The sequence below is a fragment of the Alkalibaculum sporogenes genome (assembly GCF_009362815.1).
GTDB lineage: Bacteria > Bacillota > Clostridia > Eubacteriales > Alkalibacteraceae > Alkalibaculum_A > Alkalibaculum_A sporogenes.
Window position 1 is genome coordinate 56,748 of sequence record NZ_WHNX01000012.1, and the last position, 25,025, is coordinate 81,772.

General features: G+C 37.0%; 31 protein-coding genes. 1 reads left to right on the top strand and 30 read right to left on the bottom strand.

Going from position 1 to position 25,025, the window contains the following annotated elements:
• Positions 1-141: 141 nt before the first annotated feature.
• The 23 genes from GC105_RS09080 to GC105_RS09190 all read right to left on the bottom strand — a co-directional run bounded on the left by GC105_RS09080 (position 142) and on the right by GC105_RS09190 (position 18,471).
• A complete protein-coding gene (locus GC105_RS09080) occupies positions 142-2,925 on the bottom strand; it encodes a hypothetical protein (protein ID WP_152803917.1) in 2,784 nt (927 codons plus the stop codon).
• 12 nt (positions 2,926-2,937) lie between these two features.
• Positions 2,938-3,300, bottom strand: coding sequence for a DUF6711 family protein (locus GC105_RS09085; protein WP_152803919.1), 363 nt, complete (start codon positions 3,298-3,300; stop codon positions 2,938-2,940).
• Between the two features lie 5 nt (positions 3,301-3,305).
• On the bottom strand, positions 3,306-5,948 hold the full coding sequence (locus GC105_RS09090) for a phage tail tape measure protein (RefSeq protein ID WP_152803922.1): 2,643 nt from the start codon (positions 5,946-5,948) through the stop codon (positions 3,306-3,308).
• Positions 5,938-6,186 carry a hypothetical protein gene (locus GC105_RS09095; protein ID WP_152803924.1) on the bottom strand — a complete coding sequence of 83 codons (249 nt, stop codon included), beginning with the start codon at positions 6,184-6,186 and terminating at the stop codon, positions 5,938-5,940. Before GC105_RS09095 ends, GC105_RS09090 begins: the two co-directional genes overlap by 11 nt.
• A gap of 44 nt (positions 6,187-6,230) precedes the next feature.
• The gene (locus GC105_RS09100) at positions 6,231-6,629 is read right to left on the bottom strand and encodes a hypothetical protein (protein WP_152803926.1); all 399 of its coding nucleotides are present in this window, start codon (positions 6,627-6,629) and stop codon (positions 6,231-6,233) included.
• 13 nt (positions 6,630-6,642) lie between these two features.
• Positions 6,643-7,038 carry a phage tail tube protein gene (locus tag GC105_RS09105; RefSeq protein ID WP_152803928.1) on the bottom strand — a complete coding sequence of 132 codons (396 nt, stop codon included), beginning with the start codon at positions 7,036-7,038 and terminating at the stop codon, positions 6,643-6,645.
• 3 nt (positions 7,039-7,041) lie between these two features.
• Positions 7,042-7,389 carry a minor capsid protein gene (locus GC105_RS09110; RefSeq protein WP_152803930.1) on the bottom strand — a complete coding sequence of 116 codons (348 nt, stop codon included), beginning with the start codon at positions 7,387-7,389 and terminating at the stop codon, positions 7,042-7,044.
• The gene (locus GC105_RS09115) at positions 7,386-7,865 is read right to left on the bottom strand and encodes a hypothetical protein (RefSeq protein WP_152803932.1); all 480 of its coding nucleotides are present in this window, start codon (positions 7,863-7,865) and stop codon (positions 7,386-7,388) included. Before GC105_RS09115 ends, GC105_RS09110 begins: the two co-directional genes overlap by 4 nt.
• Positions 7,865-8,149: a hypothetical protein gene (locus GC105_RS09120; RefSeq protein WP_152803934.1), complete on the bottom strand. Its 285-nt coding sequence runs from the start codon at positions 8,147-8,149 to the stop codon at positions 7,865-7,867. Before GC105_RS09120 ends, GC105_RS09115 begins: the two co-directional genes overlap by 1 nt.
• Entirely contained in the window at positions 8,143-8,628 is a 486-nt protein-coding gene (locus GC105_RS09125; protein WP_152803936.1) for a DnaT-like ssDNA-binding protein, read from the bottom strand. The genes GC105_RS09120 and GC105_RS09125 overlap by 7 nt, the downstream gene beginning before the upstream one ends.
• Positions 8,612-8,869, bottom strand: a complete 258-nt coding sequence (locus GC105_RS09130; protein ID WP_152803937.1) for a hypothetical protein — start codon at positions 8,867-8,869, stop codon at positions 8,612-8,614. Before GC105_RS09130 ends, GC105_RS09125 begins: the two co-directional genes overlap by 17 nt.
• Before the next feature lie 3 nt (positions 8,870-8,872).
• Positions 8,873-9,721 (bottom strand): hypothetical protein, encoded by an 849-nt coding sequence (locus GC105_RS09135; protein WP_152803939.1) that lies wholly within the window; start codon positions 9,719-9,721, stop codon positions 8,873-8,875.
• A gap of 21 nt (positions 9,722-9,742) precedes the next feature.
• Positions 9,743-10,390 carry a hypothetical protein gene (locus GC105_RS09140; protein ID WP_152803941.1) on the bottom strand — a complete coding sequence of 216 codons (648 nt, stop codon included), beginning with the start codon at positions 10,388-10,390 and terminating at the stop codon, positions 9,743-9,745.
• Between the two features lie 41 nt (positions 10,391-10,431).
• Entirely contained in the window at positions 10,432-10,950 is a 519-nt protein-coding gene (locus GC105_RS09145) for a hypothetical protein (RefSeq protein WP_152803943.1), read from the bottom strand.
• 121 nt (positions 10,951-11,071) lie between these two features.
• Positions 11,072-11,488, bottom strand: coding sequence for an HD domain-containing protein (locus GC105_RS09150; RefSeq protein ID WP_152803945.1), 417 nt, complete (start codon positions 11,486-11,488; stop codon positions 11,072-11,074).
• Entirely contained in the window at positions 11,485-11,691 is a 207-nt protein-coding gene (locus GC105_RS09155; RefSeq protein ID WP_152803947.1) for a hypothetical protein, read from the bottom strand. Before GC105_RS09155 ends, GC105_RS09150 begins: the two co-directional genes overlap by 4 nt.
• A complete protein-coding gene (locus GC105_RS09160) occupies positions 11,688-13,316 on the bottom strand; it encodes a phage minor capsid protein (protein WP_152803949.1) in 1,629 nt (542 codons plus the stop codon). Before GC105_RS09160 ends, GC105_RS09155 begins: the two co-directional genes overlap by 4 nt.
• A gap of 132 nt (positions 13,317-13,448) precedes the next feature.
• Positions 13,449-14,852, bottom strand: a complete 1,404-nt coding sequence (locus GC105_RS09165) for a phage portal protein (RefSeq protein ID WP_152803951.1) — start codon at positions 14,850-14,852, stop codon at positions 13,449-13,451.
• An 8-nt stretch (positions 14,853-14,860) separates the two neighbouring features.
• Entirely contained in the window at positions 14,861-16,129 is a 1,269-nt protein-coding gene (locus GC105_RS09170) for a PBSX family phage terminase large subunit (RefSeq protein WP_152803953.1), read from the bottom strand.
• Positions 16,107-16,655, bottom strand: a complete 549-nt coding sequence (locus tag GC105_RS09175) for a terminase small subunit (RefSeq protein WP_152803955.1) — start codon at positions 16,653-16,655, stop codon at positions 16,107-16,109. The genes GC105_RS09170 and GC105_RS09175 overlap by 23 nt, the downstream gene beginning before the upstream one ends.
• Positions 16,656-16,718: 63 nt before the next feature.
• Positions 16,719-17,156 carry a hypothetical protein gene (locus GC105_RS09180; RefSeq protein WP_152803956.1) on the bottom strand — a complete coding sequence of 146 codons (438 nt, stop codon included), beginning with the start codon at positions 17,154-17,156 and terminating at the stop codon, positions 16,719-16,721.
• Between the two features lie 112 nt (positions 17,157-17,268).
• Complete coding sequence (locus GC105_RS09185) at positions 17,269-17,808, bottom strand: hypothetical protein (RefSeq protein ID WP_152803958.1); 540 nt, start codon at positions 17,806-17,808, stop codon at positions 17,269-17,271.
• Positions 17,809-17,961: 153 nt separating this feature from the next.
• Complete coding sequence (locus GC105_RS09190) at positions 17,962-18,471, bottom strand: hypothetical protein (protein ID WP_152803960.1); 510 nt, start codon at positions 18,469-18,471, stop codon at positions 17,962-17,964.
• Between the two features lie 113 nt (positions 18,472-18,584).
• On the opposite strand from GC105_RS09190, the gene GC105_RS09195 reads away from it, so the two are divergent.
• Positions 18,585-19,361, top strand: a complete 777-nt coding sequence (locus tag GC105_RS09195; RefSeq protein WP_152803962.1) for a DUF4393 domain-containing protein — start codon at positions 18,585-18,587, stop codon at positions 19,359-19,361.
• 1 nt (position 19,362) lies between these two features.
• On the opposite strand, the gene GC105_RS09200 is transcribed toward GC105_RS09195, so the two are convergent.
• The 7 genes from GC105_RS09200 to GC105_RS09225 form a co-directional block, all read right to left on the bottom strand.
• Positions 19,363-19,545, bottom strand: coding sequence for a hypothetical protein (locus tag GC105_RS09200; protein WP_152803965.1), 183 nt, complete (start codon positions 19,543-19,545; stop codon positions 19,363-19,365).
• Positions 19,546-19,605: 60 nt separating this feature from the next.
• Positions 19,606-19,992 carry a hypothetical protein gene (locus GC105_RS09205; RefSeq protein ID WP_152803967.1) on the bottom strand — a complete coding sequence of 129 codons (387 nt, stop codon included), beginning with the start codon at positions 19,990-19,992 and terminating at the stop codon, positions 19,606-19,608.
• A gap of 27 nt (positions 19,993-20,019) precedes the next feature.
• Complete coding sequence (locus GC105_RS09210) at positions 20,020-20,262, bottom strand: hypothetical protein (RefSeq protein WP_152803971.1); 243 nt, start codon at positions 20,260-20,262, stop codon at positions 20,020-20,022.
• 3 nt (positions 20,263-20,265) lie between these two features.
• Complete coding sequence (locus GC105_RS16845) at positions 20,266-20,418, bottom strand: hypothetical protein (protein WP_193708348.1); 153 nt, start codon at positions 20,416-20,418, stop codon at positions 20,266-20,268.
• Between the two features lie 5 nt (positions 20,419-20,423).
• Positions 20,424-20,936: a RusA family crossover junction endodeoxyribonuclease gene (locus GC105_RS09215; protein WP_343030002.1), complete on the bottom strand. Its 513-nt coding sequence runs from the start codon at positions 20,934-20,936 to the stop codon at positions 20,424-20,426.
• A gap of 298 nt (positions 20,937-21,234) precedes the next feature.
• A complete protein-coding gene (locus GC105_RS09220) occupies positions 21,235-23,448 on the bottom strand; it encodes an AAA family ATPase (RefSeq protein ID WP_152803981.1) in 2,214 nt (737 codons plus the stop codon).
• Positions 23,445-25,025 carry a DEAD/DEAH box helicase gene (locus GC105_RS09225; RefSeq protein WP_152803983.1) on the bottom strand — a complete coding sequence of 527 codons (1,581 nt, stop codon included), beginning with the start codon at positions 25,023-25,025 and terminating at the stop codon, positions 23,445-23,447. The genes GC105_RS09220 and GC105_RS09225 overlap by 4 nt, the downstream gene beginning before the upstream one ends.

A 25,025-nucleotide genomic window follows, 5' to 3' on the forward strand; every position in this document is an offset into this window, starting at 1 on the left:
CAATTAAGTAAAAAAAGACCTCGTGAGAGAGCTCTTACCTATTGCTTATTCAAAATTATGATATATTTCTAATACATCCTGTACTACAACATCTGGCTTATGCCTATTGATGTTAAGCAAGTGTCATACCTCATTTTTGTTTTAATTATATTTCAACTTTCTTTCTAAAATTTCTATTTTTGCTTGTTGTTCATTCATTATATTTGTGAGCTGTTGTATACCAACTGTAAGTACCGATATCATCGCACCTAAATCTCTACCTTCTTCTTCAATTACATCTTCTGATACAACCTCCATACCTTCTTGTTCGTTAGGATAGGATTCACCCTTTTTAAGTACGGTAATCAAGTCTTTTTTATATATAGTGTTATCTTTTTTTATTGTTTTCCTTGCAAATTCGGGTAGTGTACGATGGTCTATTCCACCTTTACCATTGTCACTAATTAATGCTATTTCTGCTAATGCATCTCCTTTGTAAAATGGTGTCCTATCTGTGAATGATAAAGCTGATACATTATTATTAACATAAACATTACCTTCAAAATTTGAAACTAATGCCCTATGTCGAATCCGTGCTAAATAATTTGCCCCAGCACGTGGCCCAAAAATGAATTCTCCTTGATTCGGAGCTTCAAACCATAGTCTAGTATTGTCAGTTCCAAAGCCAGAAGCATCTGAATATAGTTGATAGTTTTGTTGAAAATTAATTATTAAATTATTAGCTGAACCTGCTGCGGAATTAAAGGTTAGTGTTGGTGCAATTCTTACTTCACTTCCAGTATCGTTACTTATAGATAGTTGATTATTATTAACACTTCCAAAGCCCACATAGCCTTGTCTGATATTATTTCCTCCAAATTTTTCGTGAAAACCTAGAAAACAGGCGTTTGCTGTGTCTGTAGATGTTCCGAATAATCTTAATGGATTGCCAGTTCCACCATCAACTCCACCCCATAAAGCGGCACCGAAATAACTATTGCCTTTTACATCTAAAGAACCTCTTTCCCAGTTTTTCATAATACCAACACCACCATAAGCATAGGCATCTATAAGCGTTGTATCTCCTGACCAAAAATAATTACCTCCAAGCCTCATACCAACTTCATTTACCATTAATCCTGAAATACCATTATTTGAAATTGACTCTAATGTAACATTCCTAGATTGCAATGTCATAGTATTATATATATCTTCATTTGTCTGTACGGGAGTGCCGATTAAAAACGTTCTTTGAAATTCATCCAAAGCATCTGCACCCACTCTACCAGTCTCAGTTCCGTATTGGTCATAGAAATTTAAACTATCATAGTCCAGAGAAACTCGTTTAATATTATCAGCATAACTTTTAAGTGAATTACTATCTAATTGAACCCTATCACCATCACTAGAGGTTTTGATTGTAGCACCTATTACTTCACCTGCTGTGACAACACCTAAGTTAGCACTAATTGCCGACAAGTCCGCGACATTTAATTTATCAGCATTAATTGTGCCTGCTTGAATTATCTCACCATTTATAGTACCAGCAGTAATAAAATCAGCATTAATAGTACCGTCCATAGTCATTGCTATGTTGTACGTTCTAGCAGGGTTGTCTACACCAGTAACATTATCCGAGTACCCGAGCCCGCCCATATTCCAACGCCAAATTTTAGTAGCCTGTTCTGGATCCGCGCTATCCATAATGAGTATTTCATTTGTTTCTTCGCTATCCTGGCGAATTAATACGTTTCCACCGATAGCGTCATTAATCAGCTGTGTAGATTGATTTGCTGCTTGCGCTAATTGATTAGCTGCATTTGCAATACCTACAATTGCAGATACAGCTTTTGCTTCTTGACTTGAATATACACCTTTTAACATTCCAGATTTACCTGCTGCTTTGATACTATGATTACCTCTGTATTTCCATGTAGAATGAGAAATGAGAGTTTTAACAATGCCGTTTTCATCTGCGTTAGGGTAGGTATCTGAACCTATATCTACTTTAATATCTACAAAATCTCCAGCCTGCAAAGCAGGGTCACCTGTAAAATCAGTACTAAATGGTATATACTCTGCAAGGTTACTAAGGATATTTGCTAAAGCATCGTTGATCTCAAAATCCTCTTTTTCTAATAACAGAGGATTTTCTTCAAGTACCATGTCCATTCCCTGTACACCTTGAAAATATTCTGTCTCACCTATCTTCATAGATAGTTTAGTCACCTGTACATAAAAGTCAGATATATCACTTGTAAATCTTTGATCTGGTTCTATAGTTCTTACTGATTCATTATTTGACATAGGTACAACCTCAAGCTGTCCCATGCGATTCATACGTGCAAAACAACCAAGTAACTGGCATACCCACATTAATAGATCCCGGCAGGTTTCAACCTTTGATTCTGCCGGCAGAGATATACTCATGCTTGCGTTAGGGAAGGTGTTCCAAGTTGCAGTATTGGTTGAAAGTGTAATCCCTGATTTGGAACATATTGAGAGTACTACAGTTCTTGATGTGCCACTTGTGTCTACCCCGGATAAGTCTGTATCAAACAAGATCATCCCATCTAAGGCTTTTAAGTTTACGCTACGCGATTTCCGGTCAATCTCCGTCACATAATAATATCCTAAGGGTACCCATTCCCATGATGTAGGAGAGACTTCTAATCCGAAATTTAAAAGGATTCTAGCTCCATCAAGGGTATAAGGATTAACTATATCAGTTATGAGCGATAGTCCCATCTCTGAGGCGTACACACTGCCTAAATCTATATCTTCACCAGAAAAGCATTGTTCAGAAAAATACAGGCTCCCTTGTACAATGTCATCAGAGGTAATGTTTATAATTGTTGAATCTTTTAGAGCGATAGTTCCTTCTATTTTTGTGTTTCGTTCATCTTGATTTATTGCTTCTACGTAACTCCCTGATACTGGGTACAATTTGCCACCTCCTTAATATTCTGTCAAAGAAAAATTTATATCCCAATAACTCTGGGCTCCTTCTTGTAAATAAGTATTTAGTTTACCGGTTCGATCACCGGCATACATTTGTGCAGTAGGATTACTTGCACTGGTAGGATCAAAGAATTGTACGGATACCTTTGCAGGTTTCAAGGCATCGGTTATTAATTTTAACTGTGCCCTGGTTAAACCAATCCACCCAATTTCTATTTTATAGACACCCGCTCGAAGCCTCTCTCGACTCAAGCGAGCAGTTTCAGACCTCTTTGTGTTTTCTGAGTCTATATCCTGAAGAACTACAGAATATTCAGAAGGATTGGGAAGAGCAGTGCCACCGATTGTTATCATAGCCATGTCATTTACCTCCCATTACTCCTAGTATTTCTGCGATCAGAGGATTTATATATGTAAGCATCCAGTTGATCATTTCCTATTTGTACATATGTATCACCGTTATTTGCTGCTGAAATGGACTGCATTTTACTAAGTAAATTATCCATCTTTAAAATCATATTACTAACTCCGCTTGACTCAACATCCATTGTACTTGCAATCGACCTACCTATTATTCCTAAAACTTTATCAGTCAAAGGAATTGCTGCTTCAGGTCCTGCTTCTCCGAATCCTTGTAAAGTGTTGCCACTTATTCCACCGATTGTAGGTTTTGTAAAGAGTGCTCCTTTTGCATTCCATTTCAGTCCGAAACTAGGTACACTGGGAGGAGCTAAGCTGAATTTACCTGAAATACTAATGCTAGGCATTTTTAGTTTTGGCAGTGACCACTTAAAATTCATAAAGCCTTTAATTTTATCAATAGCGGTTTTCACGGCGTTACGCGCAGAGTTGATAGGATTTGTTATGGCGTTTTTGATGTTATTCCAGATAGATACAGCTTTTGACTTAACTGTATCCCAATTTTTATAAAGTGATACGCCGATAGCTATTATCGCAACAATGGCGATGATTGCTATACCTATCGGTGAAGTTAAGAATGCGATGGCCGCACCAAGAGCAGATGTAACTGTAGTGGCAATAACACAAATAGCATTCCAAGCAACGGTTGCGGCAGTCATAGCTAATTGGGCTACTTTGCTTGCAATCATAGCTGATTTTTGCGCTCCCCAGGCAATCACACTTTTACCAAGTGCTAGAGTACTCTTTGCTAATGCTACCACTCCTTCTCCGATCCATTTTGCAGCTCCTACCGCTTTTGAAGCTACTTTAGCAGCCTTTTCTGCTATCCAACCAGCAGTATTTTTAGCAAGTTCTGCGGTACTTTTTGCAAGTGAAACTACAAAATCTTTCGCATACATAGCTGTTAACAGAATAGTTTCTTTTTTGCTTGCAATTTTTGCAGATGTTTCCGTAAATAGGGCAGCTGTAATTCTTGATAGAGCCGCAATGACTCCTCCGGACTCTCCAATAAAACTTAAAAGCTGTGTGATTTTCCAAGCAGCAAAAAAACCTGCTACTGTTGCAGTCATCGCTTGAACAATACCTTGATTATTACTCATCCAATCACCGATTCGACTTAGTGCATCAGCTAATACGTTGAGTATGCCAACAATTACTCCGCCAGTCCATGAGGCAATAGGGAGTAGAAAATTATTCCATAGCCAAAGAAACTGAGGTTTTACTGCATCCAGTATAGGATTAAGTATTTTAAAAACTCCTGCTAGCACATTTAAAAACGCTGGTAATGAATCGTTTATAACCCATACTGCAAAAGGAACTAGTACATTTTCAAACAGCCATCTTAATCCATCCCCGATTTTTGCAGAGATAGGCTGTAAAGCCTTTTTCAAATTCTCCCAAGATTCTGTTAAGTTTGTGAAATCAAAGAGCCCCTTTAACTTATTAAAAGAGGCTTCTAAGTTACTTGTATCTATTTTTGGAGCTTCGTATTCTGGCATGGCAATCGAGTCAAAAGATCCAGGAGATATACCCCCACCACCTCCAGATCCACCTGAACCACCTGAGCCACTATCACTAGAAACAGGAGAGGATGGAAGGATATTTAACTCATCGAAACCAGCTATACCTCGCATTGCTGCAGCTGCTTTCTTTGCAGCTTTTGCTTGTTTACCTAATGCTTTAGCTGAATCATTAGCTCCACCCGCAAGATTATTTTGAGCCGCGGCAGCTGCTCCGGTAGAAGATGCAAGTGTACCCTCTATTTTTAAACCGAAAAGATTAGCTAAGGCTTTTAATCCTGCAGTCGCCCAAGTAACAAGACTACCTAAAGCGTTTATAACAGGCTGTAATCCAGCAGTTACAAACATTCCTGCATAAGCAACTAGATCTTTAAATGCTTGACCTAAACGTGGTAGAGACCAACCAGCTATTTGAGACACACTATCTCCATACTGATTAGTAGCCTGTTCGAGTATAGCGAGTACCCTTATTTGTTGCTGTTCCTGATAAGTCAACTGATCCCAACTTTTACTACCTGCAATCTGTTTGAAAGCATCTGTGGTTCTTATCATAGCTACGTTGGCATATATACCAAGAGATTCTATCGCCTCTGTATTACCGAGAATTCCAGATCTTATTCTGTCATTTACATCTTCCATTGTCCTACCAGTTTTACTAGCTATTACAGCACTGGCTTTCAAAGTTGCTATTGTAACCTTTGCATTTTCGTCAGTATCTCTAGTAATGCCTTTAAACAGGTTCCCATATGTCATTGCATATTCATAAGCAGTAGTTTCAGCCATACCAAATGCTCGAGCTGTGTTATCAGCAAAATAATTAATATATTTATTCGACTCTTGAAATAGCTCGTTTGTGCGTTGGACACTATTTCTTAGTCCACGATAAGAGTCCATAAGCTTTACAGCTCCAGCAAGTCCAACGGTTAAACCTGCGAGCCCTAGACCTGCTTTTACGAGTCCCGATATACTTGATTTCATTCCTGTGATACCAGACTGTACAGATTTAAGTCCTTTGTTAAAACCACGGGTATCAGCATCGAATACAACTTTTAAGTTCTCAATCGACATGTTTAGCCCTCCTTTCCGCTTTGGCCAAGCGTTTTTCAAATTCTTTCTTATTCACTTTTGGTGATACTTTTTTATTTCCTTCTTCTTTAAGATAGGTATCTAGTTTTTTAAGTTTGCCAGCAAATGCAGCTCCAGTAAAAGAGGCTGTCTGCCAGCTCGTAGAAATTAATTCTTTTCCTTGTTCAGCTTGTCGTTTGTTAAAAGCCTTTACACAACAGTTAAATTCCCATAGCTCCATTTCCCATAATTGGTTGGGAAGAATGCCTATGGTAAAAGCATGTTCTATAATTCGTTCCCAGTTGAATCCTCTGTTTTGTGAACTGGAAGCCCCAACGCTTTCCGTATTTCGTTTTTTTGATTCTCTGGGAGTTGCAGCTTCTGTAACTTTTTTTCATTTTGTTCCGGTGTACCCGAGAATTGTAATTCAATTATGTAATCTTGTACGGCAATATTCAAATCTCCGTAATCAAAATTATCAATAACTAGATTTTTAAATTCTTTTAATTCTTCCCCTTCTTTTTGGGTAGCGATAGCCAATATGTCTATTAATTCATCAATTTCAGCTACGTCTAACTTACCGAAAATCTGACCAATAGTAGACTTGAATCTTTTTTCAATTTTCTTTGCTACGCCTAATTTAGAGTGCAGCTCAAACTGTTGTTCATCTACTTCTAAATACATTTTTCATTCCTCCTTAGGGTGTTGGTAAAGTTAATAAATTTGCGCCACTACCAGCAAGACTAATATCAATCTCAGCAGATCCATCTGCAGCATGTGAGATTGAAAGACTTTCAATATAGCATGTTCCACTAAGAAAAGTAGTTTCATCAAGATAAAAGCTTGATTGAAGAGGTGCTCCACTTTCAAAAGCGGCGTGCAATTCCTTTTGTCCTCCATCTTCTTCGAAGTCTGCGGCTCCATCTGCGCTAGCAGTCCAGTCTTTAATAGATGGGATTTTTTCTTTGTAGTCGTTGCCAAAACTAACTACTTCAGTTATGTCCTTAGTTAATTCAACTGACCAGTTTGCAAGATGGACAATATCATTACCACCAATCGAAATTTTTCCAGTTACTCCTGAATAAAGTGCCATAATTTAATACCTCCTAATTTCAAAATTTACCGTGTATTCTTGACGCTGTGGATTAGCATTATCGTATCCAATATCAAGTATGGGTGTAGACTGTAGCACGCTAATTTCATTGTCATGGTACCGGTTTAAAATAGAAACAACCGCCTTTGCTTTTGCATAAGCGGCTGCCGATGTTGTGTCTCTTGTGCGAACTTGCACATTTTCAATTATATCTGTGCCTGTGAAATGATGATCCGGTGGGCTTCCTTGATACTCAAATAAAGCAGTAACCCCATCCGGTTTATCTGGGAGATACCCTAGTTTCACATCAGGCATATCTAACACAGATTTAATCTTGTCTAAGATATTCATTTTAAACACCTCGCAATGATCTGTTTAAAACGGTTGATGTATCTTTGTTTTCTTTCCCTGAAAGGTCTTTCCAAAAACTTAGCTTCTCCACCAGCAACCATGTTGACCGTTTGTCCGGCATTCTTTCCAGACATTATTCGGTAGCCATCTGTGCGGTCGTGCCTCATGGTTAAATCCTCATGTTGTCGCGCTGCATAGGGGAGAGAATATCCAACTTCACCAGTAGCCTTTAAGTTTCCTGCAACTTGAACGCCTTTCTGAGATTGATTCTCGTATATGGTGGCGTTGTTTAGCTTAGCATGACAGTTATTCCGGAGATCTCCAGATTCAATAGGAGCTCTCTTCGCACTTTCTCCCGCAAGGTCAAGCACACAATCAGTCATTGCCCTTGTCGTTTCTTTTGGCGCTACTTTCATGGCCTGTTGGATCTTTTTATTTAGGTTCTTATCATCAATGGTAATTTTAACTCTTGCCATTACATCACTGCCTTATAGCCTATTTTTTCACCAAATAGATCAACCCAGTCAGCTACAGCCATAACGACTAAGCCGTTAAGCTTATCACCCTCTTGTATGGCGTCTTTTGTATAATACACATGTTGAGCCTGTAACATTTGACCAGTAGAGGTTACTATATTCTGTATCTTACTTTGATACCGACAGGGAATACTAAGAACTTCACTATAGATAGGTTGCCCTCTATCATCTGTACCTGTTCGCGCTGAAAAGTCGACTGTTTGATTGAGGTACCCATCTAACATGTCTCAAACCCTCCATTCAGATATGGAGCAAGCAAAGATTTAGCTTTAGGACACATCAAAGGAGTGGGAGTTTCTCCGGATCCATCTTTGTAGCTTTCTGATAGATCACCAATGGAGAAACTATTTACCCCCTGATTTTGAAGCTCTTTGCGTTTAGACTGTTGTTCCAGTTTTGCATCGTCTGACAACCATAAAGCAAGCTCTATTTGAGCCTTCTTCACGTTGTCAGGTGCCCCCTCATTAGTTTTCCCGTACTGTATTGGCAATCGAGGAAATGACATAGCTTGATCTCTAAATGCTTTTCGACCGGTGAAAGAGAGTAACTCAATTTCGGCACAGGCATTAACAAGAAGAATTTCCTTATCCTCTTCTGATAAAGCCCCCCATCTAGTACGGTTAGGATTATTGCTTCGATAATAGTTTTCTATGTATGTATTTGCTTCTTCTATAGATACGTAACTGTTAATCCCCGTTTCCATCAATCTCACCGCCCTCAATGAGTTTTACTATTTCTGCATTTGTAGCACCTTCGGGAATTTCTATTCCTTGTTCAGTAGCGATAGCTACAAGTTCAGCTTTATTCATTTTTGATATAGGCTTTTCTTTCACTTTAGCTTTTTCTTCATATGCTATCCAATCTTTAGATAAAGAAAAGGTTTGAGCCGTCATATCAGTTGACGGCTCTACAATGGTTCCTGTTCGGATGTTCTTATATTTCATATTCTATCCCTCCGATGGTGTATTAAGTTTAAAAATCAGATCAGGAGTCAATGCTTTTACTCCATAATCATAAAATAAAGCAGAAGCAAAGTCGTTAGACAATGGAATCTTTTCAGGTTCGCTATACTGGTTAGAAACTACAGGCTGTGCTACTGATCCAGTAGCCATGATAAGAGCATCAATACCAGTAGGTAGGTTTAATCCGTTATATACTCGAATACCATGATACATAGCAAATTCCTCTGCTGCAGTATCTACATTGCTATTAGGTAAGCTATCAAGAGCAGTTCTAATTTCACTGTAAAAATGAGGAGTAACTACTGCAACAATCATATTACGTGGAATACCACGAACATAATCGTTTTTGACCGTCTCTAAGGTAATAACTGCTTCTTCTAGCTTAGCAGCCGCTACAGTAGATATTGGGGTAACTTCCGTAGCAGCTGTTCCTGCTGCTGAAAAGAACGCAATATCTAAATCCGTAACCATAGTGTCTATATGATTAGCTGCACGTCTTGCCATGATAGATCCAACGCCGAAGGTGTCGAGGTCAAACTTAGCGATTTCCTCTACAATTTCTCTGTGGATATCAAGATTTACAGTAATTGGTGGTGCCGTGATAACATCACCTTTAGCGGCAGTTCTTGCAGTACCGTATGTTTTAGCAGAGGAATTTACAAACCTCTTAAATTCTACTGATCCTGCTGCCGGGTTACCTGTGTAAGATTGGGATTTTAACCCTGCTGATAATGTGTCTTTCATTACATTGTCGATGACAATGCCATAAATCTCTTTTAAGTCTGCTTTTACTCCTGCTGCTTGTAAAAGTGATAATGCTTTAGTTCTTGCCATGATAAATCATCCTTTCATTTTTTAAAATATTACCATTCCACTTGGGAGTGGTGTTTTTTCTGTTCCTGGTGTAGGTGGTGGATTTCCTCCTGTTCCAGGAGTACCGTTTTCTACAACAGGGAAGTCTTTTAAAGCTAGCCCTAAAGCTTTTTCAAAGTCTGTTTTATCATCCATGTAAGCTTCTGCTAGTTTTATATACTTATGTGCTTTGTCAGCAGGAATACCTTTGCTAACAGCCTTGAATTTCTGTTCAAGCAAGGTCGCTTTAGCTTCGGCTTCAGCTTTTGCTTGTTCCAGTGTAGTGAGATTGCCAGTAACTTTTTCAAGTTCAGTTTTCTGGCTGTCTTGCCATTCTTTAAAAGCTTGCATAGATGCTTTATAGTCGCCTTCAGGTGCAATGCCTGCTTCTTTTAAAAGTTTCTCGACAGCTGCTTTACTTTCTCTTGCCACGACATTATTAACATCGTCCTGTGTAAATGTTTTGGTATCCTCCTGCTTAGATGATTCTCCGGATCCTCCTGCAGGTGGGTCAGGATCAGTTTTGTCCTCCGCGAATAATTGTATATTCATCGGTATTAAATCTAAATTTTTCATTATATTCTCCTCCTGTTTATAGCCTAGGTGGCTTACTTCCATTGTTCTTTTAAGCCTGCAAGGATAAAAAGGCATAAAAAAAGCACCTACCTTGTAGTAAGCACTTCTCTATTTATTCATTTTTTACCGGCCCAAAATTGATGACCGCATTTTAAGCATGTTACTCTTACTTTTTTAGCATTCATATTACCTGCAATAGCTCCTATAATACCTCCTCCTATAGGAGCAGTTAATGAAGCACCAATAACAGCCTTTCCAATACCAAAACCTTTTTTATGAGCAGTCAGGCTCGTGGAATGGCATTTAGGGCAATATGCAATACCTTCTCTATCCATTTGAGAGATGCGTTCTTGTTGTGCCTGTTTTTCTTGAGCATTTGCCCTATTAATCTCTTGCGCTTGTTCATTTAAATTTGCCCAAAATCCTGATTTTTTTTCTAAAGTATTTTTTTGCCATTGTGGTTTTAGATTCCCTTTGGGACACGGAACGCCTGACACTATTTCGCTAATTCTCACTTTATCGTTCTTATCAATTAAAGGAAAATCTTTATCTTTAGTACCACATGTAGGACATTTCTTTGCCAGAACAAGAAGCTTATCACCGCAGTTTAAACAAATTTTTATAAGTTCACTCATGGTAACTCTCATCCCCCTTATACAATCGTTTATAAAATCATACCATATTTAGGGAAATCTTGTCACATATTAACGATAGATTATTGCATTAAAAAACCACCCTCGCAAGTAAAGAGTGGTATTATTTTTTTAAATACTCAATTGCATATTCATATTTTTTTAATCTTTCATAGTCCTTTTCTGTAGGATTTTTTATCCTGGACAAATCCATATTATGTTTTAGATCCTCAAGTTTAACATCAAGTGCTAAAGAGTTTAATTTAACTTTTTCTAGATAAGTATTATAACCTTCATCATTTTTGGTAAGAGCCATTAAAGCCTCTATTACTTCAGACGAAAATCCATAATCAATTAGATCTTGAAATGTGATATCTGAGTCCTCTAATACGTCATGTAAAATTGCAATGCTATATCTTAAATCGTCTTCAAATGCTGATGCAACTGTCAATGGGTGATTGATGTACGGTTTACCCGCCTTATCAACTTGATCTTTATGTGCGGATTCAGCTATCTTTAGAGCAAGTTCTTTTAAACTCATGAAATACCTCCGACATGCTTTAATGCTTCTAATTCTGTTATTTCTTCGTATCTGTCATATGTATCACTATCTGGCCATTGGTAATCAAGCAGAATTCCACTTTCAATCCAGCCTTTACCTTTAATATATTGCTGTTGGCTACGGCCTTGCGCACGGACTATTGTATTTATATTTTTGGGATCAAGTAACCGGTAATATTTCATTTTTTATCTTCAACCCTTTCTATCTGGTAGGGAACGGTTAATCCATCTGACAAATCAAACATTTCATTACGTAATTTTATATATTCTGGGGAAACTCTATCCTCAATTAGTCTAGACTTTTCATATAAATCATGCATTTTTCCATCCTTAAGCTCAAATGATTCTGGTGTATGATATTGCATTTCGAATTTTTGACCGTTAGGAGCGGTTAAGGTTGTATTTATACCGTTATATGGATTTGTATCATCAAGCCAATAATTTTTAATCTCAATTGTATTATACACTTTTTTATTGTACTCAACAATGCTTGACAATGTTTTTTCTGACAAGCTACTAGATGGAGAAATATAAGTATATCTCAATATATCTTTTACTTCATATTCGGTACCTCCAGGGATGTAATTACTTTTTATTTTACGTAAATATGACTCTTTGCTTTTAATTTTATATTCTAAACCAGCAGTTTTGATACCCAGCTTATCAGCAATGTCAGTAACCACTTTAGTGATATCAGGCTCATTTTTAATTGCTTTATTATAATAGCCCATCCCTTTATATTGCGATTCTAAGACGCCCCAATTATCACCACCAGCTTTCTTCATTCTTCTAAAAGCACTAAACGTTTTGGGGACGTCATTTCCAAGACGTTGTTTATACCTCTCGTACTGGTAAAGGTCTTGTCTCATCTGTCTGTTTTGTTTTTGCTGCTTATTATATAGATTAATCTGTTTTTGGTCTCTGATATCTATAAAAGGCTGATTACTATCTATAATAGCCAGTGCTATTTCTTCATTAGTTTGCAAGTTTTCAATCCAAGGAACGATGATATGTCGACAATTAGGATGAATATTTCTGTACCCACTAGCAAAGGCTTGTGATAGAGGAGGGAACCTCTTGTCTTTACCAGAGATTGAATATACTCTACCTTGAAACTTAGCACATATATGGCAAGTTGGGTAATGCGTCGACATCTGAACTAGGTCATAGTCATTATCTATAAGTTGATTCTCTCTGGCGAGATTTCCTGCTTCTCTAGTAGTTGATCTAGCGACCATTGAAGCATATGAATCAAGTGATACCTGGTATGCATTTTTACCCTGGCCGTACTGTACAGTCATAAAACCTTCATCTTGAAGTTTCTCTACGAGATTGTTTTTCATGTCCTGGATAGTAGATCCACTTGCAACCTTTTCGGCTGTTGCTTCTAAACCAGCAGCTCGTAAAGCGTTATCTCTTGATTCGTCCAGGTATCTAATGACTTGTCTACCTGCTTGTGCTATCCCTTCTTGGACTTGGTACTGCATCTCACGAGAGAGGGCATACACAGCGTCCATATGAATATTAGCAAACATACTGGGCTTATTCATCATCAAGTTGTTTTTAATAAAATAGCTGTATACCTCATCTATGCCCGTTTGATATTCTTTTGGGATCTCAGTATTTATGTAGAAATTGGTTTCAGTGTTTAATCTTTCAATTTCAGCGTTAAGTTGTTTTAAAACCGTGTTGTAATACGTCTTTGTGCCGACACCCTGATAATTAATGATGGTATCCAGAAGCTTTTCTCTGGCAGATAGGTATACCTTCTTAAGATTCTCTAATTGCTTATCATTTAACTTAGCCATATGTAGATCACCATGATGGAGTTAGCGATAAGCCCGATACCACAACTCAAAACATCAATCATCCTGCAAGAAGCTATTCTGTCTTTAGAGATGTGAAGCAAGCCTATCAAAAGAGCCAATGACCACAATAAACTAATCCATTTCATCTTGATCACCTTCTCCCGGCTCATCTAAGGTATTAGAATCTATTGTGCTTAATTGCAGCGGCATACTGGAAGCTCGTTCTTCTTCCATTTGTTCCATTTCTGCCTCCACTTGATCATCAGTCAGTCCCATAGATTTTAAAGCTGAATACTGACTCATAATCGCTTTGCCACCTGTGGCAGTTACTAATCGGTTTGTTTCCTCAACCTCGTCATCGGGCAACCCGTCATTCCACGTAATAAATAGCCCGTTGTAATCAATCGCAATGCCATTCACCTGGGCGAGCATAGAAATAATCTGTTTTACAGTAGCAGCATTAATACTTGCTATCCTACCAGCTTTTATCCTAGGGGATACCATTCTAAGTTTTAGAGCAGTGCCTGAAGAAGCTTCTCCACCGCCACCACCCTCCATAAATGCTTGACCCATTTCAGATAGAGTATAAAGTTGATCAAGAAGCTTTTCTATTTCCTTAAATGAGCTCTCTAAGTTACCGTCCCAGGTAATGTATTGCATGTCTGGATCCTCTTTGTTATTTCTCTGAAAATAATTAGCTAGATCAAGAAAGTATTTGCCTGTGCGCTCATCATAACTTAAAGCTGAAGCAGGCCCTGACATACTCGGTTCAGAATGTTTATCAAGCACCGTATCTGAGCAGTGTAGTCTCCACATAATTTTTGCAACAATACTGTTTATAATTGCATAATCATCTATACCGAAAATACTTCCGGAATGAGTAATATTAGTAAGTGTCTGTACTGCGAAGTCTTGTAGCCCAGTATTTTCAGTTTTAACGCTCTTTTCATTTAGCTCACCAATTTCGTGTTTCTCACCATTGTAGGTGTACATTCGCTGCTCTATTTTACCAATACTGTGGATCTCAACATACAACTCTGTCATATTTCCTTTATCATCGGGAGTAATAGGATAAGCTATTACGTGTTGTATGATCTCCTTTAAATCTGACGGATCCACGATTGGAAACCAAAATAGTGGAGAAACTGCTGTAACCTTTTTACCTACAATTTTCAGAATCGCATTACCATAGCGACTTACGTCAATAATGGATTCATAAAGCCGGGTATTAAATCGCTGTTTTTCCATCAACTTAATAAGCCCATCTGTGTCCTGTTCTGTCTCTAGGGTAGGAGGTTCTCCACAAACAAAATCAGCAGTCTTTTTACTTAAGAGCTGCTGATAATTAAATATCGTTTCCACGTCATGATTTTTCTTTTTAAGCCTTCTTGAAATTTCTTGAAAGGCTTCTTTCCATACCTCGGAATGCTTTGTTAGGAAGAGCTGTTCATTTGCTTTGTATGTATCAATTCTTTCCTTTTCTACTAATGGGGGATAAGGGGAGTCTTTGTTTAACCAGTTTAAATTTGTTAGCATGTTTCACCTCACAGTTGTACATTGATAAACCTTGAATTTCTAGGTCTTCTTATATCTTCAATCGAATACCTTAGCATTGCCATAGCATCGTCCATAAACTCTACAGGTTCATCTCTGTACGTATTTGTCTTTTCATCTTTCTTCCATTTCCACTGTTGAATCTCTTTTATGGTATTTACACAAGAGGGATGAATATGTATTGTTCTTTGCTTTAAGTAATCTATTTGAGCACTTACACTACCAGGTTCTTTTTTAACACCTCTAGCTTTATATCCTGCTTTATTCCACATTTTTATCCTATCGGGTTCAGCACTGTCACAGTGCATAGATAATCGCTTATTAAATTTAATCTTAGCAGCTTCCTGGATAATTTCTTCTGTGTCCATTTCAAAAACATATAACTCCCTGCATACAAATAAATCCCCATCTTTGAAGCCAACTTCACCTAAACAATTAGCATGATTGAAACCAAAGTCTTGAGAGTTCACCATGTGATCAAAGAAAGAAGGAGAAATATCAAAGTCATGGATCTTATAATTAGTTAATATTAGTCCTCCAGTTTCGCCCCATTCGCCTAGTCCATACACCAGGTAGCCATCGGGATCACGCTCTTTACGCATTTTCATACGACGATGATATGCTGCATCAATAAAACGATTATCTAAGTAGGTGCTGTGATGAGTAAATATATCTGGATGTTCTATGTCAAAATATTTTGCTTTTATAAAATGCATAGCAGAAACCGGATTAAAAGAAAAAGTGATCTGATAGTACAAGTTTGGGTTTATTGTACTAAGATCACCTCTTAATCTATCATCTAGTATATCAATGTCGGACTCAAATAATTCTGTTGCTTCTTCAATCCATATCCAGGTTAGTTTCCCTTGCTTGAAGGTAATAGACTTAACTTTTTCTCTCTGTCTTGCATCTGCCATACCTCTAAATATTATTTGATTTCCTGTAACCTTAGATTTTAATTCTAGAGGGTTTTCTTTAATATCCCAGTACAAGGGAGTTAGATCTCCATAGATCTTATATATAGCACTCTGTAGTTCAGCAAAGGTAGAGTCTTTGTTACTGGCTTCAATCTTTCTTACTACTAGAAGGTTAGCACCTTTATACTTAGGATCAGCAAGTTTAAGTACATAGTCCTGAGCAATGTTAACAGATTTACCAGAACCAGCAGAGCCTTTAGCTAATCTATAACGCTTGGTACAATTATTGAAATCCCTAAATATAGGATTAAAACCTAGCTTAACTTCCTTTATCGTCGCCATAATCGACAATCACCTTTAATCCTATGTCTCCAGATATTTCAGTTTTATCAGTAAACATGCCTAAATGTTTACCAATGTCAGTTAATGCTCTTTGTTTATCGTAAAGCTTAAATTTAAATGTTCCATCTTTGCTTATTGATACCTCCTGAATAATGCTTGTATCAACATTTTTACTATCTATCACATCTATAATTTGACTATAATCAATTATTGGTTCTCCTTCTTCATATCCGACTACTGTTTTGGCTGTTTTATATTCAAGATAGTCTTTAATATCTGCAAATCCTATTTTTGCAAGTTCTTTTAATACTTTATCTTGAGTTATCTCTGTCCGCTTTTCACGTTCTTTCATTTGCGCATCTAAATAATCAATGATCTTTTGCTTTTTAAGTAGCCTACTTGAGTTAGCCCTAGCAGTTTCATCTTTCTTAGTGCTCTTGTAGACCTCCTTATAAGCCCTAGTGGCATTAAGGTCGATAAGGTATTCATTTATAAATAGTTTTTGTTTTTCAGTTAGATTGGACAATAATGCTCACCTCGCTTTGTTGGTTTTGGGTATGAAAAAAGAGCCGTTAGGCTCTTAAACGTGTTAATCTTGAAAAGAACGTATAAAATAATTTGCTTTTTTATATAAAGTAGGAAATACATCTTCCCATTTTAATAACTCATAGCAAAATCTTGCGTATGATTCACAAAAATGATAATCAATTGTATTGTCGCTTACAATAGATAGTATACTTGATTCGAATTTTAAACCACTAACTTTTTCACCTTTGGAAATCATAGTTTGAAATTCAGCCATAACTGATTCCAATTGATTATTTTGATATTTTGTAATATCCGCTTGATATAACAACCTTGATAAATTATTGTTTTCAAATAATAAATCCATTTTAAATTCTATATTTGCTACTTCCATACGGATTTCTTCGTGGGTTGCACTTAGTTCTTCTATGAATTCTTTATTTAATTGCTCATAAAGGCTATCATACAGCTCTTCATAAAGATCCTTGAATTTCTTATCCATATTATCATCCCCTTCACATAACCTAATTCTACAAAACATTCCAAAATCCTTCTTTTTCTGTAAAATATATTTAACCCCAGGCGCGGATTGCCCAGGGCAAAGGAGGGCAAAATCAAAATTCTATGGTTTTTGCAAAATCCTCAAGGGCTTGACCTGCATACTTCTTTCTGTTTTTCTCAGCTAATACCATTAGTTCTCTGATGTTTAACTCTATTTTATTTGACTTAAATTCTTTATCGGTGGTATCCATGGCCATTATTCTAATTTTTTTGTCTTTATTATTCGACGATCTGAATAAGTCCCACATAGTGTCTAACTCTACAGCGATTATAAATTGATCTCTTGATTTTAATTGAATAGGATATTCTAAATTTCCTTTTTTAGGTGAAATCATATACTTAGTATCCCCATCAACTTTTTCTGCTAATTTAACATAAATCTGAGTTATATAGATATCATAAATAGATTTATTAGTAACCCTTATTCCTATAGCATAATCTGCATATAGAACGCCTTTCCCTTCAAGTGCTTCTCTTCCTGCATACACATTAGCAGATATTTTCACTCTTGGAACTTTTTCTAGTATCTGTATAATGATTGTCCACACAAGTGTAATAGTTGAAACTACTGCTGCATATATTGCAATACCCATATATTAATACCCCCTTTAATTTATTATAGCATAGGGAATAAATTAAAAAAGAACCGCCTATCTCATAAGCGGTTCCTCTGATCTATACATTTATTTCACACTACCATATTATAACATTCAACCTACCATGTAAACTCCATCTTTTTACCATCATTACACCATATCCCTTATACCATCTATCCCAAACAGCAATATACTTAATTCATTTAACATCTGACCCATCCAGCGCCTAGGTGTATTGGCTCCACAGTTATATTTCATAACAATATCATCATAGGGGATACCTTTGATATAAAACATTTCTAATGCTTCATACTTCTCAGGCATATGTAACTTAATTTGCTTATGCTTTAAACTGGCAAGTGCTGCATCGATATGCGCAATCATGATTATTGTTTTAACTTTGCTCTTTTTTATTGATAAAATATATAGATCATCTTTGTCCATTTCGTCGATTGCAATATTATCAAAGTCTATTGCGTTAATAGTTTCTACTGCTTTTAACGCGTGCTCTTGGAGGTCGTTGTAGTGCTTAAGGAGTAACTTAGTATTATGTAATACGCTTTTATTTTGTGCCGTTGCTTGCTCCTTAGTGTATAGCTTTATCGCCCTATAGGTCGCTTGATCTATTAAATCATTTATGTTCGTTCCGATTTTTGACATTTGGTACTCCTTTCTATTTCGTATTTTTCTTGAATTAATACTGTATTATTAACTAACCATTTTTCCATTTTTAACCTTTATCTGATATAATATTATAAAAAAGGAGTGATTTCATGGAATCTTTTAGCATTATAAAGTGTCCTCAATTTCTTGAAAACGCTATTTCCCCTCCAGCAAAAGAAATAGGCACAACAGTTGCTAATGTTTTTCACTTAGTTTTTAGTCCAATAAACTATAATGTCGAAAAATTAAGAATTAAACAAGCCGAAAACTTAAAAATGTATGGAAGTGAAATTGAAAAAGAACTATCAAAAATCCCAGAAGAAAAACTTATTGAACCTCCAATTAGTATTATCGGTCCTGCTTTAGAAGCGTCAAAATTCTACATAGATGAAAAAGAAATGCGAGAAATGTTTTCAAAGTTAATAGCATCTTCAATGAATATGGACACTAGTTCAAAAGCTCATCATTCTTTCGTAGAAATAATAAAACAATTAAGTCCTATGGATGCTTCAAATTTAAAAATAATTTCAAATTCCAAAGGAGGATTGCCAATTGCTGAGTATAAGATAAATGTAAATACAGGGGGTTCAAATACTATTTTTACTCATGTCTTTCTTTCTAATCCTATTTACGATAACAAAGATGAAATTGCAGCCTCAATCAGTAACTTAATTCGTTTGGGTTTGATCTCTGTAACTTATTCTTCTTATTTGATCAACCCAGAATTATATTCTATATTTGATAATGATTTAATATATAAAAATATTGTTAAAGAGGTTAATACTCTCGCGGGTAAACTAAATTATCCTTATACATCTGCTGAATACCAAAAAGGAGTTACTATAATTACACCACTAGGTAAAACCTTTTCTACCATTTGTTTTTGATCTATTTAACAATGTTTTTAATACTCTCAATAGTCGCATTTTTTATGTCGCATAAAAAAGCTTGATTTTGTTTATCTACTAGATCTAAATATTTGTTAAATTCAAGTCTAATGTAAATATAGGCTGTGATTATTGATAGTATAATGCTAATCATTACAGTCCCAAAGTTAATTTCGTGAAACATATTAATCTCCTTTCTTAATTTATTTAACTACAGCCGCTGGCGTTTAATTTGGATTTCTACTCATTGATCTGCCCCCTGACACCTGCTGCATAGATCATCTGCTACCCAGTAGCAGCCACCAGGGCAAGCGTTGTTCCATGTGCAGCCGCATACTTTGCAGGTTTGTTCTTCAAATGGATTTATTCCTGTATCATACTGTCCTTCCATTTGTCCTGAAAGGCTGGAATAAGGGCTAAGACATATTGGGGGATGAGTAGGGGCAACACATACAAAATATATTACTCCTGTTTTATTTACTTCTTCTAGCTCTTCAGGAGATAGTTTCCAACAGCTCTCTACTCCAACGTTCCCATCTCCATAATTTATCCGAGTAATTGGTAAATCTATCACATCCTCAAAGTTGCTTGTGAGTATTGAATTTGTTGTTTCAGTTATTATCGGTTTCATTTCTCTCACTCCTATTTATTTTATTAGTTAGCATTTGTTATCCGCTCCTAGTAAACTCAGTTGCTCAAATCGTTCTATATTATTACACCATTCTCTGTAAATTGGGAATAAGTACGTATTACTACTCATTTGCATCTCACCATATTTATATTTTGAATCTTTAAAATGCACGTCCTTACCATCCATTTCATCAAGATGTTTAGAGTATGCTTTAATATGATATTCGTAGACATCGGATTGTTTAAACTTCTCTTTGCTAAATACATACATTTGTTATCCCTCCTCAATCTCAAACTCCCTGGCATCCTTCCACCCGATCAGCGGGATATGTACAGCAATGATTTCATTTGATTGATTACGTCTTACATCATCTGCCATGGCTCTGTATCCATCGGTTTTATGTTTAAGCTTATATAATTTATTCATAGCCCTCACTCCAAACTTTCAATGCTTATATAAATCCCTGGTATCATTGCCCAAAACTTTTCTATAATCTCTGAAGCTACCAAAGCATCATCTTTCCAGAATCCTAAATCGGTCATTACGTCTTTGAGCATCTTTTGCAAATTATCGGTGTCTGGCTTAGATGTCTTATATTCGCCGTCTTGATGCTTACCCGAGATAGGGAAACACCACTTTGTAACTAATCTAACTGCACTAGTATATTTTTCATCTGGCACATGCCTGGATAAGTGAGCGGTAAGCTTGGAACGTACTGCTTTTAGTTCTGCTGGCTCGTAGAATACTGGTTTGCCTTTTACCACTCTCACCTTTTTCATTTGATGAGTTGAAGTAGGAGGCAACATATGCAAGAAAAACTCAATCGCCATATTATCAGCTTCAAAATCTTCGGGCCCCATATTTTCTAGACTTTCATCGTAAAGACCAGAATTTTGTAGATCTTCGTTAATTATCTCTTCCAAATGTTCTGGATACATTCCCATTTGAATCACCTTCCTTTTATTTACATTTAATTATTGTGAGAAAAAACTCTTTAGTCATTGGATAGGGGAAGGAGTCGTCGTGCTTGCTTTACGCACGACTACTTACCCCCATGACCGTCAGGGAAGAAAAAAAATGTTATATATATATAGTGTTTTTTTCTTCCCTAGGGAAAATAACTTAATTCATGTTTTTTTCCGTCAAAATTTCCGTAGGGAAAATAACATACTTTCTTCCTTTCCCTATTAGGGAAAATAACTTGTTTATGTTTTTTTCTTCCCTAGGGAAAGGAACGTAAATTTATGTTTTTTTCCCTACAATACCCTCGTCAATCCAAAATCCTCCGTGTTCTTTTACTCGACTTCTCACCGTTTTATCGGTAACACCCATGTATTCAGATAAGCTTTCGACAGTTACACTTCCATCAATTCCACAAGCTTCAAATGCTGTTTCAAAGGCTTCTTTGCGCTCTTTTGCCTTAGCTTCTTTCGGCTTTCGTTTCTCTATAGCTTTCTGCCAGGGAGCCTTTTCGCCCTCAGTATCTACATCCTTAAGGCTACCTACAGTGTCTACATTATGAACAGGATAATCAAACCACAGATTAACTGGTGGGAACTTTGGAAACTCTCGTAAGGTACCCTCGATTCGCCATGCTGACCGTTGATGTGCTGACTTTTCGGCTTCGAATAAATCGTTTTGCATTGCTCTGTAAGTGTTAGAATTCATAAGATTTTTGCAATGGTCAATCATGGCACTTTGAGAGCATAAATCATCTAATGACACCTCTTTATCCCAGTTGGGGACATGTTTTCTTAACCAGTTTTCACATACTTTACAGACTACTTTATTGGTCTCTTGTTTTAAGATCGCATCAGTTAATTCAAGTTCTATTAAGTCCATAAGCACATCAGGATCCCGAGCAAATACTCCAGATCCTGATGCTCTGTCCATACTTCTTTTACTACCTTGTGATCCTTTACTATGATGATGGCAATAAATTACGGCTGCACCTAGTTCAGTACATACGCGGTCAAACTGATTACAGAAGTTTGCCATTTGATCAGCGCTATTTTCATCCCCTGTGATGACTTTGTAGATGGGATCTATGATGATAGCTATGTAATTCTTTTTTTGCGCTCTGCGAATGAGCTTTGGAGCTAACTTATCCATGGGAACCGATTTTCCTCTTAGATTCCAGATGTCTATATTATTTAGGCTTTTAGGTTGCCAACCTAAGGCATTATATACATCTTTAAATCTATGTAAGCAGCTTGCTCTATCAAGCTCCAAATTAACATACATAATCTTACCCTGGGTACAATCCCAATTCATCCATTGTTTTCCTTCAGCAATGGCACAACATAGTTCAATGAGAGCGAATGATTTACCCGCTTTTGATGGACCTGCTAGTAACATCTTGTGACCTTGCCTTAGTACATTATTTATAAGAGGAGGGGCTAGATCGGGAAGATTATCCCAAACACTTGACATGCTTTCAGGTTCGGGTAGATCATCATTTATCCCTTCAATCCATTCCTGCCATTCCTTCCAGGATTCTTTACCCATATTTGTATCAACAAGAAATTGTTTCTTTCCACTACGCATAACGCCAGGCATCCTGGATAAACGGGAAGGGTTACGATTTTGATTGTCAACTTTTAGTCCGTTTTTTTGACATACATTATATAAATAATCAACTCTTTTGCGGTATTCATCATAATTGGCTGCATCTATTTTAACAATTGCATGAAGGCTCTTTTTGCCACTATGAACAAGGCACGCTACAGGAAGTTCGAGTTCTCTAATAATAGCGTTCTGTTGGTCAATATCCATAGTGTCAGATTCTACTAAAGCGTATTTAAACTCTGTTACATTTTCGTTTTTAACACCTTTACCATCTAATGGATTAAATCGTATCCATGCGCCAACCTCTGGTTTATAATCACCTAGTACCGAACCTATATCACCCTTGCATTGATTAAGTTGTTGAATAAGTTCACCTGCAGTACGATCCCAACAACCTTTATTAGGAAGATACTTCCCGTCTTTTTCCCAACTCTCAGTAACATAACCAACATTTTCAGAAGCTTCAAATATGATTTCCAAGTACTTCACTAAGTGATTAACAGCATCCCAATACTCAGGCTCAATAACTTCTTTGCATTCAACCCAGTTTTTATCGACAATAACTAAATCTTCTTTGGCTCCAATAATGTCATCCCATTCTAATTCATGCCCTGACTTTTCAGGAGACCAACCATTATTCTTAGCCATTTGTATAATAGTCCCAGCAGTAACTGGAGAGGAAGTCCCCTGGAAGCTGTCCCATTTCCTAAAACACTCTCCCGTATGATATCTACTAACATCGCTACGGCTCCATGAGTCCCAGTCAGAGGCAGTATAGCCTGCCTCTTTAAGTCCCATTCCAACGTTTACCCACTCTTGATACTCAAGGGAAGAAGGTTCAATATATTCTAATATTTCAAGCAAATTTTTGTTATCCACAATTATCATTCTCCCTTGTACTCAGCAGGATTGATATCTCGAGGTATCTTCCAACCATTAGCAGCAATTCGGTCAATTAAACTTTTAGTACTTTCAAATTGCCAGGTACCTACATGCTTAAAACCTCTACCTTCCAAAAACCTAATTTGTTTTGGAGTAGTTAGTCCATCCCAGCGGCGTTTGTCGAGTCGATCCAACAGCATGGCAGCCTTACCAGCACTTTCAATTTCATCTGGGAAAATCCCCATTTTTTCTAGTGTTTTGATTTGTTTTTGACTAGGCGGTCCCATTTCCCAACCAAACGCAGGAGTATAACTTGATAAGTCTTCAGATTGTATACTCATTTCAAATTGAAGTGGGTCTACTAACTTCCGTTTACGACTTTTCATTTCTTGCAGTTTTTTAGCTAAAGCTTCTTCTCTAGAAGCAACTACATCTTCAGTGGCTTGTAGTTCAGCTTCTTCGATGTCTACTGGGCAACCAGATTCCTCAATGTTTTCAGTCATTTTCTTAGCGATCTCTTCGTTTTCGCAAATTAAGTGCGCTGGATGACAAAGTTCATGCTTTTCTGTATGCCATAAAAAATCTAGGAGTAATAGGTGGTCTTTATCAGGATAGAGTCTAGTTCCACGTCCTACCATTTGACTATATAAGCTTCGTATTTTAGTAGGCCTAAGAACCACCACACAATCCACAGAGGGACAATCCCAACCCTCTGTAAGTAACATAGAGTTACACAAGACGTTGTATTTACCAGCGTCAAAGTCTGCCAACACCTCAGCTCTGTCATGGCTGTTGCCATTGACCTCAGCAGCACTGAAACCTTTTGACGCTAAAATGTCCCGGAATTTCTGACTTGTTTTAACAAGGGGGAGGAAGATAACAGTTTTTCTATCCATGCAGTACTTTTGCATTTCATCTGCTATTTGATGTAAATAAGGATCCAATACGGTACCTATATCACTCATTTTAAAATCACCTGCTTGTTGCCCTACACCTGTTAAATCTAATTTCAGTGGAATTGTTTGTGCTTTAATAGGGGATAGGAATCCATCTTTAATTGCCTTTGGTAAAGTATATTCATAAGCTAAGCTCTCAAAATACTGTCCTAAGTTTTTCATATCTCCACGATCTGGGGTAGCAGTTACACCTAGCACTTTAGAACTGCTAAAATGGTTCAAAACACGTTGGTAACTATCAGATATACAATGATGCGCTTCATCCACGATAATTGAGTTAAAGTAGTCTGGAGGGAATTGGTTTAATCTCTTTTCTCTCATTAAAGTCTGAACAGATCCAACTACTACTCTAAACCAACTACCTAGTGAAGTTTCCTCTGCTTTTTCTGTTGCACATACTAACCCAGAGGCCTGGCCAAGTTTATCTGCTGCTTGATCTAATAATTCTCCACGGTGAGCAAGTATTAAAACACGCTCACCATTTCTAACACAATCCTCTGCAACCTTTGAAAAAACGATTGTCTTACCTGTGCCTGTGGGTAATACTAATAAAGTTTTCTTATTTCCTTTTTCCCATTCGGCTTGAATAGCTTCCTTTGCAGCCTCTTGGTATGGTCTAAGTTGCAT